15 protein-coding genes and 1 pseudogene are annotated in these 18,255 nt (G+C 58.2%); 10 read left to right on the top strand and 6 right to left on the bottom strand.

Annotated elements, in window-relative coordinates; all coding sequences use genetic code 11:
* The first annotated feature begins 201 nt into the window (after positions 1 to 201).
* On the top strand, positions 202 to 450 hold the full coding sequence (locus AC1DUB_RS24815) for a DUF2274 domain-containing protein (protein WP_477731823.1): 249 nt from the start codon (positions 202 to 204) through the stop codon (positions 448 to 450).
* Positions 451 to 546: 96 nt separating this feature from the next.
* Here AC1DUB_RS24815 and AC1DUB_RS24810 read toward each other — a convergent pair.
* The 5 genes and pseudogenes from AC1DUB_RS24810 to AC1DUB_RS24790 all read right to left on the bottom strand — a co-directional run.
* Positions 547 to 1,014: pseudogene (locus AC1DUB_RS24810) on the bottom strand (LysR family transcriptional regulator substrate-binding protein); the annotation flags it as partial.
* A complete protein-coding gene (locus AC1DUB_RS24805) occupies positions 984 to 1,445 on the bottom strand; it encodes a LysR family transcriptional regulator (protein WP_477731813.1) in 462 nt (153 codons plus the stop codon). The gene AC1DUB_RS24805 and the pseudogene AC1DUB_RS24810, both read right to left, overlap by 31 nt.
* On the bottom strand, positions 1,369 to 2,154 hold the full coding sequence (locus AC1DUB_RS24800; RefSeq protein WP_477731812.1) for a crotonase/enoyl-CoA hydratase family protein: 786 nt from the start codon (positions 2,152 to 2,154) through the stop codon (positions 1,369 to 1,371). Before AC1DUB_RS24800 ends, AC1DUB_RS24805 begins: the two co-directional genes overlap by 77 nt.
* A complete protein-coding gene (locus AC1DUB_RS24795; RefSeq protein WP_477731811.1) occupies positions 2,151 to 3,011 on the bottom strand; it encodes a hydroxymethylglutaryl-CoA lyase in 861 nt (286 codons plus the stop codon). The genes AC1DUB_RS24800 and AC1DUB_RS24795 overlap by 4 nt, the downstream gene beginning before the upstream one ends.
* Before the next feature lie 34 nt (positions 3,012 to 3,045).
* Positions 3,046 to 3,819: an enoyl-CoA hydratase/isomerase family protein gene (locus AC1DUB_RS24790; protein ID WP_477731810.1), complete on the bottom strand. Its 774-nt coding sequence runs from the start codon at positions 3,817 to 3,819 to the stop codon at positions 3,046 to 3,048.
* Between the two features lie 87 nt (positions 3,820 to 3,906).
* Here AC1DUB_RS24790 and AC1DUB_RS24785 point away from each other — a divergent pair, with 87 nt between their 5' ends.
* The 7 genes from AC1DUB_RS24785 (at position 3,907) to AC1DUB_RS24755 (ending at position 14,378) form a co-directional block, all read left to right on the top strand.
* A complete protein-coding gene (locus tag AC1DUB_RS24785; protein WP_477731809.1) occupies positions 3,907 to 4,890 on the top strand; it encodes a LysR family transcriptional regulator in 984 nt (327 codons plus the stop codon).
* 1,421 nt (positions 4,891 to 6,311) lie between these two features.
* A complete protein-coding gene (locus tag AC1DUB_RS24780) occupies positions 6,312 to 8,489 on the top strand; it encodes an acetate--CoA ligase family protein (RefSeq protein ID WP_477731808.1) in 2,178 nt (725 codons plus the stop codon).
* 261 nt (positions 8,490 to 8,750) lie between these two features.
* Positions 8,751 to 10,325 (top strand): ABC transporter substrate-binding protein, encoded by a 1,575-nt coding sequence (locus AC1DUB_RS24775; RefSeq protein WP_477731807.1) that lies wholly within the window; start codon positions 8,751 to 8,753, stop codon positions 10,323 to 10,325.
* Positions 10,326 to 10,551: 226 nt separating this feature from the next.
* The gene (locus AC1DUB_RS24770; RefSeq protein ID WP_477731806.1) at positions 10,552 to 11,499 is read left to right on the top strand and encodes an ABC transporter permease; all 948 of its coding nucleotides are present in this window, start codon (positions 10,552 to 10,554) and stop codon (positions 11,497 to 11,499) included.
* Positions 11,500 to 11,516: 17 nt separating this feature from the next.
* Positions 11,517 to 12,350 (top strand): ABC transporter permease, encoded by an 834-nt coding sequence (locus AC1DUB_RS24765; protein WP_477731805.1) that lies wholly within the window; start codon positions 11,517 to 11,519, stop codon positions 12,348 to 12,350.
* A 13-nt stretch (positions 12,351 to 12,363) separates the two neighbouring features.
* Positions 12,364 to 14,013, top strand: coding sequence for an ABC transporter ATP-binding protein (locus tag AC1DUB_RS24760; protein ID WP_477731804.1), 1,650 nt, complete (start codon positions 12,364 to 12,366; stop codon positions 14,011 to 14,013).
* A gap of 95 nt (positions 14,014 to 14,108) precedes the next feature.
* Positions 14,109 to 14,378, top strand: a complete 270-nt coding sequence (locus AC1DUB_RS24755) for a hypothetical protein (RefSeq protein ID WP_477731803.1) — start codon at positions 14,109 to 14,111, stop codon at positions 14,376 to 14,378.
* Here the strand turns inward: AC1DUB_RS24755 and AC1DUB_RS24750 are convergent.
* The gene (locus AC1DUB_RS24750; RefSeq protein WP_477731802.1) at positions 14,369 to 16,141 is read right to left on the bottom strand and encodes a CocE/NonD family hydrolase; all 1,773 of its coding nucleotides are present in this window, start codon (positions 16,139 to 16,141) and stop codon (positions 14,369 to 14,371) included. The genes AC1DUB_RS24755 and AC1DUB_RS24750 overlap by 10 nt on opposite strands.
* A 672-nt stretch (positions 16,142 to 16,813) precedes the next feature.
* Here AC1DUB_RS24750 and AC1DUB_RS24745 point away from each other — a divergent pair.
* Both AC1DUB_RS24745 and proX read left to right on the top strand, forming a co-directional pair.
* Positions 16,814 to 17,143 (top strand): acetate--CoA ligase family protein, encoded by a 330-nt coding sequence (locus AC1DUB_RS24745; RefSeq protein ID WP_477731801.1) that lies wholly within the window; start codon positions 16,814 to 16,816, stop codon positions 17,141 to 17,143.
* A 68-nt stretch (positions 17,144 to 17,211) separates the two neighbouring features.
* Entirely contained in the window at positions 17,212 to 18,234 is a 1,023-nt protein-coding gene (gene proX / locus AC1DUB_RS24740; RefSeq protein ID WP_477731800.1) for a glycine betaine/L-proline ABC transporter substrate-binding protein ProX, read from the top strand.
* Positions 18,235 to 18,255 lie beyond the last annotated feature (21 nt).

The following is an 18,255-nucleotide window of genomic DNA, read 5'->3' as shown; positions in this document are numbered from 1 at the left end:
GCGATGAACGTGGAATCGCTGTCCGCCATCAATGGAATGCGCAAGATTGGATGGAAATGGTTGCTCCTGTCACCTTCGCCGGCAGCCAGACGCAGCGCGTCGACGAAGTCGGCAAACGCAGTCAAGGTGAATCGCGGCATCAACAGGAAGCCGACACGCAACTTCGGCCGTTTCGGCGCGGCGTTCCGGCCCATATGCCGCATGCGGCATGCGGCATATGGACCACTTCCAAAGACCGCGATGGTCAAGCTTACCATCGCCATCCCTGAAAAGCTGAAGATGGATTTGGACCGCTATGCCGAGTTGCACTCGGCGCGCTGGGGCGAAAGGATCGATGCGACTGCGTTGATTCCGTACATGCTGGAGGTGTTCATCGCACGAGATCGCGCCTTCAGGAAGGGGCGGCCGCCGAATCGCCGATCGAGCACAGCTCCCGGGCCAGCTCAATAATGGCCTCCAGTGGCTCCGATACGCCGCCATTGGAGTGGAGTGCAGCACGTACGTGGTGAGCGGCGGGGTACCGCCAATCGGACGCAGCGCCACATCGCTGCGCCTGAGGCCCGCAATCTGGGCGGAGCCGACCAAGCCAATACCGTGCCCAAGCGCGACGAGCGTCAGCATGGTGCCGAGCGAATTCGCGCGAAACGCGATATGCGACCGGCCGAGGGTGTCAACGAAGTTCTTGATCGGGGAGCCTGCGCCCAAGTCCGATTCGGCAATGAACAAAATCAATGGGTGGAGAACCAACTCGACAGGCGCTACGACCTCTACATGCACCAGCGGGTGAGCGATGGGAATGACCGCGCAAATGGCATCGCGCGCAACGACCTGCGCATGGATTCCGTCACGATGGCTGCCATCAACGGAGATCGACGCATCAAGAAGATCGTCGCGCATCCAACTGATTTGTTGATGCAGTGGAATTTCGTGGAGCTGCACCGAGATATTCGGGTTTGCTGTCTGGTAGCCTGCGAGAGTTTCAGTCAACCGGCAGTACGCGGTGCAATCCGACACGCCGAAGCGCAAATGGTTGCTATGGCCCAAGGCGGCGGATCTGGCGCTCGCTCCACCTTGCTCCACCAACGCGATCGCACGCCTTGCGTAGTCGAACAGGACCTTACCCGCGCGCGTGATTCTTGTGCTGCGTGTGTTTCGTTCGAACAGGGTACGCCGAGTAGCCGTTCCATTTCGCGGATCGCGCGGGACAATGGCGACTCTTCCGTTTGCAATCGCTTGGCGGCACGAGCGAACTGAAGCTCCTCGGGCAAAACGATGAAGTAGCGGAGATGTCGCAACTTGACAACCTGCCTTTTGTGTTTTCCACAGCACGCTCGAAATTTATCCACTAGAGACGCTTGCCCGTGATCCTCACGCCTGCCAACGCGGCCTGCGGCGATCGAAGAAGGCCGCGATTCCTTCGGCGGCGTCGGTCGCTTCCCAAGCATCGGCCAGCAGAGCGACCGTCTCATCGATGACCGCGTCGTCGATTGCCGGCCCAAGTCGGCGCGCGAGCGCCTTGGCGGCGGCCACGGCCTGCGGCGAGGCCGAGCGATAGGGCCGGACTTCGGCCTCGACCGCCGCGTCCAGGTCCTGCGGCGGCACGGCGCGGGAAACCAGTCCGAGTTCGCGGGCTTCATTGGCGTCAAATATCCTGGCTGACATGAAGACCCGCCGCGCGCGGCCCTCTCCCATCCGAGCCAGCACATAGGGAGAGATCGTCGCAGGGATGAGGCCGAGCCGGACCTCGGTGAAGCCAAACCTCGCGGTGTCGACGGCGACCGCGACGTCGCAGACGCTCACCAGGCCGAGACCGCCACCGAATGCTTGGCCGTTGATGCGGCCGATCAGCGGCTTGGGCAGTTCGTTGAGCGCGCGAAGAGCCAGCGCCAGCTTCCTGGCCTCGGTGATTCGCTCCTCACGGCCGGCGGAGGCCTGCGCCCGCATCCAGGCGAGATCGGCGCCGGCACAGAAGCTGTCGCCCTCGCCCGTCAGCACCACCGCTCGCACCTTGTCGTCATTGGCGAGCAGTTCCGCGGCGCTCGTGAGTTCGGTGATCATCTGTCCGGACATGGCGTTGTGCTTGTCGGGGCGGCGGAGGGTCAACGTAGCGACGCCGATCTCGTCGGTCGTGACGCGGATGGTGTGGAAGGTCATGGCCGCTCCTCTGTCAGGCCGCCCGCGAAGCGGGCAGCGTTCTTCAGTCGCTGCATATCGAGGCCCGTCTCATAGCCCCGATCGGCTAGCATTGCGGCGACGGCGAGGGTGTCGACATTGCCCTTCGCACCAGGGGCGAAAGGGCAGCCGCCAAGGCCACCGACCGCGGCGTCGAAGGTGCGCAGGCCCTTCTCCAAGCTTACCAGGATGTTATCGAGGGCGCGGCCCCCCGTGTCATGGTAATGTCCGGCAAGCCTCCCGGCCGGTACCTCTTCCAAGACGGCATCGAGCATGGCCGCGATGGTTGCGGGCGTCCCCTGGCCGATCGTATCGCCAAGCGAAATCTCATAGCAGCCCATCGCAAGGAGTTCGGCTGCAACCCTCACGGCGGCAGCTGGTGGTATCGGCCCTTGGTAAGGGCAGTCGGTGACGCAGGAGACATAGCCTCGCACCGGAATGCTGTCGACGGCAGCCGCGGCGAGCACGGGGCGGAAACGCTCGAGGCTCTCGGCAATTGAGCAGTTGATGTTCCTTCGGCTAAAGGTTTCGGATGCCGACGCGAACAGGGCGACCTCGTCAGCCTTCGCCGCCCGCGCCGCCTCGTAGCCTCTCAGGTTGGGGATCAGCACCGCGTAGACGACGCTGGGCGCACGGCGGATGCCGGCCATGACCTCGGCCGCATCGGCCATCTGCGGCACCCATCTGGGCGACACGAAGGAGGTAGCCTCGATTTTTTGGAACCCGCAGTCCGACAGCAGTTCGACGAATCGAATCTTATCGTGGACCGGCACGAGGCGCTTTTCGTTTTGCAGTCCGTCGCGGGGCCCCATCTCGAAGATTCGCACAAATTCGCCCATTCGGGTTTCCTCCGACGCGCTCATCATTGGGTTTCTATCTTCCTTCAAAGCGTGGGGAGCGGCGTTCTGCGAAGGCGGCGACGCCCTCTGCCCAATCTTTGGTTTCCATCATCGCTAGCACGCCTTCGGTCTCAGTCTGGAAAGCGGTTTCGGAGCTTTGTGTGGAATTTATCGCTGCCTTGAGTCGCGCCATTGGTAACGGTGCGTTTTTGACGATCCGCTCCACCAACGCGGCCGTGCACTCCTTCAACTGACCCGCTGGCGGAGCCTCGGTTGCCAGGCCTATCTCCCGGCATTTCGCGCCGGTGATCCTGTTGCCCAGCATCAAAAGACTTACCGCATTTCTTAAGCCGATAAGTCTGGGAAGTCGGAACGTCACACCGCCCCCCACATAAGTCCCAATGGCAACTTCGGGAAATCCGAGTTGGGCATCCTCGGCGATGATAAGAAAATCAGCAGAAGTCGCGATTTCCGCTCCGCCGCCTACGGCATAGCCGTGCACCTCGGCAATAACGGGCTTCCTCATCATCTGAATACGCTCGCAAACTCTCTGCCCAAGCAGAATATAGGCCTCGCGCTCATCCCGGGTCCGTTCACCGGATTTGTGCGCCTTCATATCAGCACCGGCACAGAAAGCCCGGCCGTTTCCGGACAGGATCACGCACCGGATATTCGGGTCGTTGTCAGCGAAGTTCAGCGCATCCAACGTCTGTTGATACAGAGCTTCGTTAACCGCATTCATCCGTTCGGGGCGGTTGAAGATAATGTGAAACGTTTGGTTTTCGTGTTTGGTAATGATTTCGTTCATGGATAGTTGTGTTTAAACGCTGGTTCTCGCAGTTTCGTCCACGAACTATTGCACGTCCAACACCTTTTTGAGATAGACTGATCGCGAATGGGCACTAATCTCACTATCAGGCATTTTCGGGCGCTTGTTGCGGTCGCGGAGCGGGGTGGCTATACCGCTGCGGCCCAACACCTGAACATCGTGCAATCAGCCTTAAGCCGAACGATCATGGAGATGGAGGAAGAACTGGAAACCCGTCTCTTCGAGCGCACTACAAGGAGGGTCGTGCTTACGGCATCCGGCGAACAGCTATTGATAAATGTGCGCCGTGTTCTCGAGGAATTCGACAGCGCGCTGTCACGGTTCCAGCTTTACCAAAGAGGGCTAGACGGGATCGTAAGCCTAGCTGCGCTTTCGTCGGTTGCGTCCATCATGCTGCCTATGGTCTTTTCGGAATTCTGCAAAGCCAGGCCCAACGTTAGGCTGGCGGTCAGGGATGGTTACGCGGACGAGGTTGTTCGTTATGTTTTGGATGGGCATGTCGATTTTGGGATCACTTCTTTCTCAAAAGCGAAAGGACGGCTGATCTACGAACAGATCGCGGCGGATAGGCTGACATGCATTTGCTCGAGATCTCACAGGTTTTCCGGAATGGAAACGGTGTCCTGGAAAGACATGGCTGGCGAGGACTTCGTCGCATTTGCTCCCTTGAGCAGCATTCGCACTTGCGTGGATCGCGCTTTGCAAATTGCCGAGGTCCAACTCGGGACCATCACGGAAGCTCGGGACATCGGTACGGTTGCGGGTCTCGTATCCGCCGATCTAGGCATATCCGTGGTGCCTAGCCTTGTGCTGCCGATGATGCAGTTTGGTGAATTTACCCAAAAAAGGTTGGTGGGGCCTGTCGTCGAACGCGAGCTCTGTCTTGTCTACGATCCAAAGACACCGATTCCTCCAGCCGCCGGAATTCTCATGGAAATGCTACGTCAGGGAGCCATGCATGGATTCCGAATTCCTAACGGAGCAAGATGGGTGAATGATCATCCGAACCAACATTTGCGTAACAGTGTCGGCGCTAGTTCTCCTGTTTGAGCGTCCGGGCCAGACGGCTCTTTCTAGCTGCGCGTCATGTGCTCAAGTCCCCGCGCTCACTACGCAGCGGGCGTTTAGAAGCGCCGCAGGTTTGCTGGTCAGGTGCTAATCTCCTCTCGCGGCAGCAACGCCCCTTAATGGCTTGTGGTCTGGTCGAGCAGGAAAGCGTGTCCCGTTGAAATCTTGTTTGGCAAGCCGGGCGTGTGTGTGGGCTGTGCTGGCCCGCACCTATTTCACGTGCGCAAGATAAAACACAAGGGCCAGCGCTTTCGCGTTTGCAGCGAAGAACGACCGGAACTGCTGCGGACACCACTGGCGATGGCGCCGAACGGCTGTACGACGGTTCGGGCGAGGTTCCCGTTCTTGGTCGCATGAGGATGGTGACTGTTGTATGGGAGCATTGTGCGCTCGCTACGATCCGCTGGAAGGGGGGGCAGGGCGTTCACCGCCTTCGTCTATGCGGGTTCGCTTTTGGGGCAACACCTTCGCCGCGACGCAGCCGGCCTGGTGCAGACCGTCAAAAACATCAGGTTTCACCAGACTAGGGCTCGCGTGCTGCGCATGGTGCTGACGCCGCGCGGTGCTCGACTTTTCCAGCATCGAGGATGCCGACCACGATTGCCGGTTCGGGCGCGTCGCCTCCATCTGAGCTGGCGCACTGATCAGCGTGGAATCTACTCGCGCACTGCTCGCCACTCGGGTGGCCGCAATGACACGCCACCCCGACCCCGTCCGGCAACCGCGTTTCAACGGCAGATCGTCGCCGCCGCTCGCGCGTGGCGAGAGCGCGGTGGTGAGAGAATCGCCGGCTTTCGAGCGGATGATCGCGATCCGATGCCGTTGCTGTAGGACAGTGCGCATCCCTCCTGCGATCAAATCACGCGCTCCTGACGATCCGGACAACGAGAACACGCGTCCACCGCTGTTCTCGAGATCGGCGGTGACTGCGTCATTTGATGCGGCGGAGCGCGCGCTGTCCGCACGACCTCCGAACTGGGTGACGCCAGAAGCTCGGCTTTGCGGGACGCAACGAGTTTCGGAACTTCTTCCGCTTGGCGATCGGCGATGAGGGGCGCTATTTCTACCGTCGGCAGGCCGGTCGTCTGCTTTCCGTGATGCCGGCCAGTCTCGCAGAGGTCAGCATCTTCGCGCGCCTGGCGCGGGAGACGGATGCCAACGCCGAGGGCTTTCTGGGCCAGCTCCGCCGACACATTGCGTGGTGGGGCCGGCTCGCTTCTGGCCATCGCACGGCGAGTGCGTGTTGCGCGCATTCCTGCTGACGGGCTCTGATGGACAAGTGCTGCGCCAATTTCCTGCATGAGATTATTGCCCATTCGCGATCAATCTATCTCAAAAAGGTGTTGGACACGCAATAGTTTGCTGACGAAACTGCGAGCATCAGCATTTAAAGAGAATTATCCATGAACGAAATCGTTACCAAGCACGAAGACCAAGCGTTTCATACGATCCCCAGCCGCACCCAGCGGATGAGTGGTAGGACAGCCGTGAGCCGTATAGTCGAGCCGCATTCCGTCGCGATCATCGGCGCATCCGCGAATCCCGACAAGCGCGGTTATCAAATTATCAAGGCTCTTCAAAAGGCCGGCTATGGCTATCCGATCCTGCCGGTCAACCCGAGGGGAGGGACGATCCTCGGTTTGCCGGTCGTTAGTGACATCGGTGCCCTTCCGGAAGGTGTGGACATCGCGGTGATCGTTCGGCCAGCGGAAGAAGTGCCGGATATCCTTATTCAGTGCGGCAAAAAGGGCATCGCGGGCGCGGTGGTTGTGGCGCATGGATTTGGCGAGTGGGGAGACAAGGGATCCGCCACGGAAAAGCGATTGCGTGATGCCTTGGCGGAAAGTGGTGTCCGGATTATTGGGCCGAACACATCGGGAATGCTGAATTGCACTGTGCAGGCGGACCTCATTGGCCTGCCAGAACTGCCCCCAAAGGGGCCGATTAGTGTTCTAACGCAAAGTGGCGGCATGATTCTGACGCTCCTCGAGGACAGCCGCTCGATCAATGGCCCGGGTTTCGATGTCATCGCGGGACTCGGTAACCAGGCTGATGTCGGATATGACGAACTGATCGAAGAGCTCGGTCGGCGCAAAAGCACTGGTTCGATCGCGATCTACAACGAGGGCTTTCGTGACGGTCGGCGCTTTCTCGACGCGGCCGCACGAGCCGGACAAAGTTGCCCGATTGTGATGCTCCGCGGCGTACGATCCATCGAAGGCGGGAAGGCGGCGCTTTCCCATACAGGGTCGATCGCCGGCGCCGACGAGATCGCTTCGAGGGTGTTGCCCCAAATGGGCGTCATCCTGGTCGATCGCTCGGATGAACTGCTGCCGATTGCTGCCCTTCTCGCAACCACTCCTCTTCCCAAAGCACAAACCGGCGTTGCGGTTCTGACCGACGGCGGCGGACATGCAACGCTTTCCGTTGATGCGCTATCGCGTGCAGGGGTGCCGCTTGCATCCCTTTCGGAGGACACCAAGACAAAATTGAGAAAAGTGCTCGGCGAGGAGGCGACTGTCGGAAATCCGATTGATGTTTATAGCGCCATAGATGCGCATCCCGATGTTTTCCCGGCATGCATCGAGATTCTGGCGTCAGATCCACAGGTAGGGCTCGTTCTGACAATCGGGATGTTCGGGGCCTACCATATCAGGTTCAATGCGTCTCTCATGGAAGCTGAGAATTTGGCCGCCGAGCGGATTGTGGCTTTGCAGAAGGCCACCGGCCTCCCTGTGGTCTTGCACAACTGCTACGCCAATCGCATGCTTAAGAGTGACGAGATCTTGCGCAATGGCGGCATACAGGTTTTCCCCTCGTTGGATTGGGCCATTGCCGGCTCCAGGGCGCTGTTTGAAAGGGCGAGTTGGCTTTCTAGGCAAGGTCGCCATGACGAAAGGCTGGCACCGGCGGTGCGCCGCGTTGCAGTTCCCAGCGGGCTATCGGCAGAGACGACAGCCCGTGAGATGTTGCAGACACTGGGGGTCGATACTGGTGAATGGTCGGTTGCAAGCGATGCTGCGTCCGTAGCAGCGGCTGTCTCCAACTTTGGCACTCCCTGTGCGGTGAAACTGGACTCGGCCGTGGTCGTGCACAAATCCGATGTCGGCGGCGTGCGTCTCGGTGTGACGCGAGAGGCGGCGCCCGCCGCCGCGGATGCCATCGCGACGGCTATGGCATGCCACGCCCCTCCGGTAACGACTTTCGGTTACATCGTCACGCCGATGGTGAATGGCGGCGTAGAGTTGTTCGTGGGTGCCATCAACGATCCGGTCTTCGGCCCGGTGGTCTTGTTCGGCTCCGGGGGCGTGCTGGTCGAAGCGGTCAAGGACGTGACATTTCGGGCAGCACCGTTTTCTCCCGCAGAAGCTTTGGACATGATCAACGAGACGCGTGTTTCGAAGATCCTCGACGGTTTCAGGAGCTATCCGAAAGTCGACAAGCGATCCCTCGCCGACTTTATCTCGTCCGTGTCCGTCGCAATCATGAAGATGGAAAATCTTTCAGAACTCGACATCAACCCGATCATCGCGAACGAAAGCGGCATCTATCCCGTCGATGTGAGGCTGGTCGGGAAGTAAGCAGAGTTCTACGTGAAGGGACTTTGACGGACTCTTTCTCTTTGAATGGTGGTCGACAAACTGATGGAGGCGCAGGGATGAGCATACGAAAACCGAGGAAATGGCCCGAAAAGGCTGAAAAGCAACCCAGTGGGCGGAAAAATGGTGGCTTTGGAAGGTAGCGCGCGGAATTCTGTAATTTAAAAATTAATGACACACTGTAGCAATAAGTTGCAAGTGTTCAGTCCATCCTTGAATTGAATTGATTGGAGATATTCAAACATGACAACTATCGATAATAAGACGGACTCTGGACTTATCCTGGATCGCCGTCAACTCATCCTCGGCGCATCCGCAGTAGGCCTATCGGCAGCCTTCAGCTCCATGCCAGCAATGGCTGATGAAGCCCCCAAGAAAGGCGGAACACTGCGCATGGGTGTGGAAGGTGGAACTCCCTCTGACAGCCTGGATCCCCGCACCTACTCAGACACCATTCCCACCTGCATTAGCCTTATGCTGTGGAACTGTCTGGTGGAAGTGGCCGACAATGGTGACGCTGTTGGCGAATTGTTTGAGAACTGGGAAGCCAAACCCGGCGCTACCGATTGGATCTTCAACATCCGCAAGGGCATCACCTTCACGTCCGGCAAGACCTTAGATGCGGACGATGTAATCTACTCCATCAACCTGCACCGTGGTGAAACCAAATCCCCAGCCAAAGCCCTGCTGGCTGATATCACCGACATCAAGAAGATTAACGCAAATCAAGTTCAGATTTTGATGAGCAGAGGCAACGTGGACTTGCCGTTCATTCTGAGCGACTACCATGTGGTCGTGATTCCCAACGGTTTCACCGACTGGAGCAAACCCGACGGCACCGGCGCTTTCACCATGGAAGAGTTTCAACCCGGTGTTCGCTTTGTTGCCAAACGCAAACCCGGCAACTACTGGAAGCCCAACCGCGGAAACTTCGACCGTGTGGAATTGCGCTACATAGGCGACGCTGCTGCCCGTACGCAGGCGTTGGCAACCGGACAAGTTGACGTAATCAACCGCGTGGACCCCAGGACCGCTGCACTGCTGGCCAAGAACCCCAAGCTCCGCATCTCGCGCACACCGGGTATGGGCCATCGCCTTGCTTTTGTGGCCAAAACCGACAAGGATCCTTTCAGCAACAATGATCTGATGTTGGCACTCAAGTACGGTATCGATCGCAAGAAGATCGTGGACAACGTCTGCTCGGGTTACGCCTCCATGGGTAACGACCACACAGTCGGCACCAAGATGAAGTACTACGACACCAAGCAGAAGCAGATTCCCTACGATCCCGACAAGGCCAAGTTCTATTACAAGAAGTCCGGTGTCACTGCTCCCATCGAACTGCAGCTCTCCGAAGGCGCGTTCTCGGGCGCCACCGACTGCGGCCTGATTTACCAGGCGTCCCTGGCCCAGGCTGGCATCAACCTCGACCTCAAGCGCGTCTCCGGCGACGGCTACTGGGAAAACATCTGGCTCAAGGTGCCGTTTTGCGCCGTGCATTGGACCAATCGCCCGACCATCGATGACCAGCTCACAAGCACATTCTTCGGTGGCTTAAAGAACCCCTGGAATGACAGTCATTTTCAGAACGAGGAATTCAGCAAGCTGATGGTTGCAGCACGCGTCGAAATGGATCAGAAGAAACGCGCAGACATGTATGCGCGTTGCCAGGCCCTGATTGCGCAGAACTCCGGCATGGTGTGCTTTGCCGTTCTGGACAACCTGGACGCTTGCACCACCAAGCTGCAAGGTCTGACAAGTTCCGCTCGCAAAGATCTGGCTGATAACCGGATTGCTGAAAAGGGCTGGTTTGCTTAATCAGTCTGGAGTTGGCTATCCACGTACCTTATACCCAGGCTGTCACTAGCGGCGTTCGCGTTTGGAGATTGCGCCTGATAGATCAAGACCACTGAAGTGCAAAAATGCGGGCGGGCCTTGGGTCCCTCTCGCATTTTTAAAGCTTTTCAGGCGCTGAAGCGCAGACATTTGCTCTTGGGGCCCGTTTACTCAGTGCGTTGGTTTTCCATTTATACGAAAAGATGTCATGGCAAAATTGATACTCAATCGGCTCTTGCTGGGAGTACTCACTCTATTCGCAGTTTCCATATTGATTTTTGTGTGCACAGAGATCCTGCCGGGTGACGTCGCCTCCGCTGTGCTGGGCCAGGCCGCCACGCCAGAGGCTTTGGTGGTCTTTCGCAAGGAACTGGGACTGGATGTGCCGGCCTATCTGCGCTATTACAACTGGCTCACCGGCGCCCTGCACGGCGACTTGGGCGTGGCCCTGACCAACAAGCGCGTGATCGTGGATGAGGTCATGCCCCGGCTGGGCAACACCTTGTTTCTGGCGGGCTACGCAGCCCTGATTGCAATCCCCGTGGCCGTGGGACTTGGCATCTTTTCTGCCATCAACGAAGGCAAACTGTCCGACAAACTGGCCAACATCATCACGCTCACAGCCATTTCGCTTCCTGAGTTCTTTATTGCCTACTTGCTGATTATTTTTCTGGCGGTCAATGTGGACTGGTTCCCCTCGCTGTCCACCGTGTTCAAGGGCATGCCGTTTTCCGAACGGGTCTACCAGACTACCCTGCCCGCCATCACACTCACCCTGCTGGTGGCCGCCCATATGCTGCGCATGACACGCAGTTCGGTGCTGTCGGTCATGTCTACGCCCTACATTGAAATGGCCTTCCTCAAAGGCGCCAAACGCCGCCGCGTCCTCGTGCGCCATGCCCTGCCCAATGCGGCTGCGCCCATCATTACCGTGGTGGCATTGAACCTGGCCTATCTGGTGGTCGGCGTGGTGGTGATTGAGGCCGTGTTTGTGTATCCGGGTCTGGGGCAACTGATGGTGGATGCGGTATCCAAGCGGGACGTGCCGGTGATTCAGGCCTGCGGCCTGGTATTTGCCATGGTGTTCGTCACGCTCAACACCCTGGCCGATGTGCTGGTCATTCTGGTCAACCCCCGTTTGCGCCACAAGCGATAAAAAGAAGGACGCCACCCATGAAAGTTTTTGGACACAAACCCACTTTGTCAGCCTGGTTCGGTCTGACGGTGGTTGTTATCTTTATCTTCATCTCCCTATTTACTCCCTGGCTCGCGCCCTATGGTGAGTCGGTCAATTTCGGCGGAACCTGGGACGAGCCGTCCATGAAGATGTTGCTGGGCGCGGACCAGATCGGCCGAGACATGCTCACCCGCATCATGTACGGCGCGCGCATGACCATTGGTGTGGCACTGGCGATTACGCTGCTGTCCTTTCTGATTGGCATCGTGCTGGGATTTGTCAGCGCCGTTATGGGCGGTTGGATTGATATCTTTTTCAGCCGTCTGGTGGACGTGATGTTGTCCATCCCCGGGCTGATTTTTGCGTTGATTATTCTCGGCGTGTTTGGCTCCAGCATTCCGGTACTGATATTGACCATCGCGGTGCTGGACTCCACCCGGGTATTCCGTTTGGCGCGTGCTCTGGGTATGAACCTGACGGTGATGGAATATGTGGAAGCGGCGCGGTTGCGCGGCGAGGGCCTGTGGTGGATCATCCGCCGCGAGATTCTGCCCAACGCCTGGGCGCCGCTGATCTCCGAATTCGGTCTGCGCTTTTGCTTCAATTTTCTGTTCATCGCTGGCCTGTCCTTCCTGGGCCTGGGTATCCAGCCGCCCTACGCCGATCTCGGTGGCATGGTGCGTGAAAACGCTGCCGCCATCAATTTCGGCATGATGGCCCCCATTTACCCGGCCACGGCCATTGCCCTGCTCACCGTGTCGGTGAACCTGGTGGTGGACTGGGTGCTGTCCATCGACGCACGTCCCTCCGGCGCGCAAGCCGAACTCTAAGGAACACCCGGTCATGAGTGATCAACTGATTCTGGAAATCAAGGGACTGCGACTGGAGAGCATTGCGGGCAACGTCATCGTCGACAACGTGGACGTAAAGGTCAACAAAGGCGAGGTGCTGGGCCTGATTGGCGAGAGTGGTGCAGGCAAGTCCACCATTGGCCTGTCCAGCATGTGCTACGCCCGCGCCGGGGTACATATCGCTGGAGGCGAAATCTTGCTGGGCGGTACCAACATCCGCGCACTGGATGCCGACGGTCGGCGCGGTATGCGCGGCAAGCGCATTGCCTACATTGCACAAAGTGCCACCGCTGCATTCAACCCGGCACACACGCTCATGGATCAGGTCTGCGAAGCACCCACAATCCACAAACTGATGTCACGCACCGAGGCAGAAGCCTGGGCGCGACAACTCTTCAAGTCACTCGACTTGCCTGACCCCGAGAACTTTGGCGCACGCTATCCGCACCAGGCCTCCGGCGGCCAGCTGCAGCGCGCCATGGCAGCCATGGCCATGTCCTGCCGCCCCGATGTGCTCATCCTCGATGAGCCCACCACTGCGCTGGATGTGACCACACAGATCGAAGTGCTGATTCTGCTCAAGTCGCTGATTCACCAGTACGAGACGGCGGCCATCTACATCACCCACGATCTGGCGGTGGTGGCCCAGGTAGCAGACCGCATCAAGGTACTGCGCCATGGCAAGGAAGTCGAAGAAGGCCTGACCTCGCAAATTCTGCACTCCGCCCGCCAGGACTACACCGCGCGTCTGGTCGCTGTGCGTGGTGCGGCGGCCAGCGAGCGCGCTGCCCAGGGTACCGTCAAGGCCGACGAGACGGTGCTGTCCATCAAAGACTGCCACGCGTATTACGGTGCATTCCATGTGGTCAAGGGCGTGTCGCTGGATGTCAAGCGTGGCGAGACCGTCGCCGTGGTGGGAGAGTCCGGCTCGGGCAAATCCACCCTGGCACGCATCGTCACCGGTTTGCTTCCCCCAAAGAGTGGCGAAATCATTTTTCAGGGCAAGGCCTTGCCGCGCAGTCTGAAAGAGCGCAGCAAGGAGATCAAGCAGCGCATCCAACTGGTGTACCAGATTCCGGACGTGGCCATCAACCCGCGCCAAAGCCTGATGGAAATCATTGGTCGGCCGGTGCAGTTCTATTTCGGCGTGGGCCGCAAAGAGATGGAAGAGCGTGCCCGCGAACTGATGAACCTGGTGGAGCTGCCACAGGAGTTCCTGACGCGCCGGCCCGGCCAGCTCTCTGGCGGCCAAAAGCAGCGTGTCTGCATTGCCCGCGCGCTGGCGGCCCGGCCCGACATGATTATTCTGGACGAGCCTACCTCGGCGCTGGACCCCTTGGTAGCCGAAGAAATTCTCACCCTGTTGCGCAAGCTGCAGCGGGAACTGGGCCTGTCCTACATCCTGATCACCCACGATCTGGACGTGGTGCACCGCATTGCGCACCGCACCGCGGTGATGCTGCAGGGCAAGTTTGTGGCGTTTGATGCGACCGACAACATCTTCGACAACCCCGAACACCCCTACACACTCAAGCTCATCACCGCCGTTCCGGAAATGCGTGTGGATTGGCTGGACGAGGTATTAGCCCATCGCTCCGAGGCTGCAGCCAAACATTCGGTGCAGGCACTGTGCAGTGTGTGAATGCAATCTACCCGTGACCATTAGTGGTTGTGCGTTACGCTCATATACCGTGATGCGGTGTCCTGGACCACGGCTGGGATGTTTCCGCGCATTAGATGAAGATGCGCACCATGCCGACCAACGCGTCCAGCGGTCTGCGAGAGCATGACGAGCGCATCAAGGCATTAGAGCAGGATATGCAGGCCACAGAGAAGCGCGTGACCTTGCAGCTCAAGGCTGACCCACAAATGCGGCCCATTGCCCAAATGCCAGGAGTGGGTGAAGTATCAAAGCCCAAATTGACCACCTTAATCCTTTTTCTGTTTCAAAAGGACTTGGCCCATGCGCTGCGACCTCACCACTTTCAAACTTCTGCTCAGGGCTGAATCAGCGGTAGATCGATGAAACAACCAATCGGTCCCCTAAGGAATTTGAGCAACGGCGGATCACCATCACTAGGGATGGTAGCAAATGTGGTCCTGTCGCTGCCGGCGAGACAAACCCTCAAGCGATAACCCGACGGGATACGGGCAGATATTGGGTGCAAGGCGAAAGTCAGAACAGCAGCCTGGTGAGGGATAAGCGGTTCAGCGTCGCAGCTCAAGTAGCTATGTTGGGGGCCAATGGCGCTGAACGGTGATTCTTTCCAGACCTTCCTATGCAAAGCGCGAAGTTGCCCTTCCGTTAGATAAACCGACACTCCGTCGGGTCGTACCGCTTCGAGATAGACAAAAAAGGCACCGTCTTCTCGTGTCGACGTAACGCTTAGGTAGACGACAGGGTGCCCTGTAATCTCCATGTCGCTCGTCAACGGCTCGCTTGTGTATGCAATGCGACCCGCTTGGAACGCTCGCCGATCTCCATAATCCACCTTGGCCCCATCGATGCATGTCGCCCACCTACTTGATGTGACGTCCCCAAAGGCGGAGTCGACCTGGATCGAGTCGAAGCCCTCCTCGCCTGGCCACGCACTTAGGCGAGAGCCGCTTACCATGTGCCAGCGACTGCGAGTTGCGCGGGGCGGCCATGAGGATGTAGATTTCCAAGCGCCTTCCCCGAGGGTGTAGTAATGGATAGTTTTCCCACGAATCTGGCCTGCCTCGCCACTGAAGCATGCGTCTGCAAACCGGATGTCGTTTGACAGCTGCGTCGGCGTCGTTGGAAGAATAGTCTCACCAGGAGCGCCAAGAGGGTCGTAAGGAATGGTGCCGCCATGATTCCACGGCCCTATGATTACATTCATTGGATATGACTGTACTAGGAAACGACGGATAGCCGCTTGCGCCGTTCCTCCATCAAACCAGCCCGCCCAAGTTTGGGTTGGTGTAGCAGAGATATCGACTGTAGCTGCTACCTCCTGAATGCTCCAGTCAAGCATTGAAGCCCCCCCCCAAGACGGGGGACAATCATCCTTAAACGTCACATTTTGGAATCCCTCCCAGACCGACGGAACATTCTCGTGGTCGCGCAGAGCCGCGGCAAGCTCAGTCTCACCGCCCGAGCCGACGGGGCGCACGCCTGGCAATCTTTCACCGTCCTCAAGAATCCAAAGATTGCGGTCGAGATCTTTGACCCGATTGCCCCAGGTTTTCCCTATGAAGGCATTTGGAACTCCTCCGGGGAAGTAGTCATCTTCATAAGGATCATAGTCTGGAAATCGTGGAATGATCCCCTTGAGTGCATGATGGTTTCGCTCCGCCATCCAGTCGGCAGTAATGGCAGTGTAAGAAAAGCCGTAGCCCACGACCCGACCGGTTGACCAAGGCTGCGCAACGATCCAGTCAAGCACTTCGCCAAAATCCAACGTTTCATCGCGCGCGCGATGATGAGGCCACACTCCGAAAGATGCTCCGGTGCCTCGAACATCTCCAACGACAACGGCATAACCGTGCGGCACGAATTGGTCGGCAAGCGGGTTGGATGGCTGCCCTTTAACACCGCGCCAGTAGCGGGTCATGATCAAAATAGTGTCCAGCTTCCCGGTGGGACAATTGTCTGTCGGTCGGGAGACATCCAAAGCGAGTTTCACGCCGTCGCGCATCGTCACGTACGTCGATTCCACAGGCCCGACCTTGCAGGGCATCGCAGCAGCTCCCTTCAGAGCTAACATGAAGATCGAATCTTGCGTTCCTTGACGAGGTTGCCTCATACTGTTCTCCTTTTCCAATATTCTTTCCCGAATGCATTGAAATTCTCGCGTCCCGATACGCGGGTGTGGTTCGTTCTCATGAGCGGACAATCATCTCGTGCTATAGCGTTGACGTCCAACGTTCTTTAAGCGTAGATTGATCGCAGATGGGCACTAATTGCGACATGCGAGCTGGGTGACTTCTTGAAAACGATGCGTGCACGCTGACGCGTCTAGCCAAGAAACTGGGGCTCGACGGAGCATCGCTCGGCGATCGCCGATGAGGTGCGCTATTTTCTATAGCTGGAAGTCTGCTTTCCAGCGATACCCGCCAGTGTCGCGGAGAACGGCATCATCGAGCGTCTAGCGTCTGGCGCGGGGACCGATGCCAATGTCGAGGCCTGCGCCAGTTCAATGCCGACCCCTTGCCTGGTGGGCCGGCTCTGTTCTGGCCACTGCGCGGCGAATGCGTGTTGCGCGCATTCCTGCTAACGGGCTCTGATGGAGAAGTGCTGCGCCAATTTCCTGCATGGGATTATTGCCCATTAGGGATCAATCTATCTCAAAAAGGTGTTGGACTCACGAATAGTCTGTGGACGAAACTGCAAGCAGTAGCATTAACACAACTGTCCATGAACGAAATCGTTATCAAACACCATCACGCTGATGCCGCGTGGCGGCGTGGCGTTGTTCGTGGTTGCCGTCAACGATCCGGTCTTCGGCCCGGTGGTCTTGTTCGGCTCCGGGGGCGTGCTGGTCGAGGCGGTCAAGGACGTGACATTCCGCGCAGCCCCGTTTTCTCCCGCAGAAGCTTTGGACATGATTAACGAAACGCGTGTTTCGAAGATCCTCGACGGTTTCAGGAGTTATCCGAAAGTCGATAAGCGATCCCTTGCCGACTTTATCTCGTCCGTGTCCGTCGCAATCATGAGGATGGAAAGTCTTTCAGAACTCGACATCAACCCGATCATCGCGAACGAAAGCGGTATCTTTCCCGTCGATGTGAGGCTGGTCGGGAAGTAAGCGCAGTTCTGCGTGAAGTGACTTTCACCGCCTTTTTTATCCACCGTTCCACTTCCCTGGAGGTCATTATGAATCCCAAATCGCTTCTTCGCCGTTCGTTCATCGCCCAGAGCATCGCGGGTGTTGCCGCAGCCGCCTACACCTCTTCGGGGTGGTCAGCGGGACTGCCTGGCGCGGGCGTCTCGGTCCAGCCAATTGGCTTGAGCACGCCAACTGCCCGGTTCCAGGACGTTGTGGTTGGGCTTGGCCTATCTGCGCTCGGCTATGCCGTCAAGCCGTACATCTCCGCGGACCCTGCCTTGTTCTATCTGGCGTTGGCGCAAGGCGAGGCGAGCTACTGCGCACAGAGTTGGACCCCGCTGCACGACGAGTACTACGAGAAGAGCGGCGGCGACGCGGTTCTTGCGCGAATTGGTCGCCTGGTCACCGGCTGTACTTTCGGCTATTGCATCGACAAGAAGACTGCGGACCGCTATGGGATCAACAATGTAAAGCAACTGCAGGATCCGAAGATCGCAAAGCTGTTCAATACGAATGGGGCGGACGGGAAGGCCGACCTGGTCGCTGGCGATCCGGGTTGGGGGGCTGCGAAAGTCATTCACCGACACCTGGCGCTGTACGGCCTGGAAAACACGGTAAGGGCGAACCATGGGAATTACACCGCACTCATGGCGGATGTCATGGCGAGGTTCAAGAATGGACAGCCGGTGCTGTACTACACCTGGGTCCCGACGTGGGTAAATGCCGTCCTGGTGCCTGGCAGAGACGTAGTCTGGCTGAGCGTGCCTTTCCCGGATCCGGAGAATGGAAACAAGAACACAGCGCTTCCAGATGGACGCGATTCGGGGTTCCCGCTCTACGAGCAGCGCATAGCTGCGAATCGCAAGTTCGTCACCGAAAACCCGGTTGCCAAGAAGTTCTTCGAGCAGACTTTCATCCCGACGGCTGACATCAGCGCTCAGAACCAGTTGATGCAAAAGGGTGAGAGCACGGAGGCCGATGTTCGGCGGCACGCTCAGAAATGGATTTCCGCCAACCAGAGCAAGTTCGACGACTGGATTCGTGAAGCGAAGCTTGCACAGCGCAGCTGAACATCCGAAGATTCTTCAAGG

Source organism: Polaromonas sp. P4_F9, assembly GCF_056401235.1.
The sequence above is the reverse complement of the archived record's forward strand: the minus strand, read 5'-3'. Positions and strand labels throughout refer to the sequence as shown.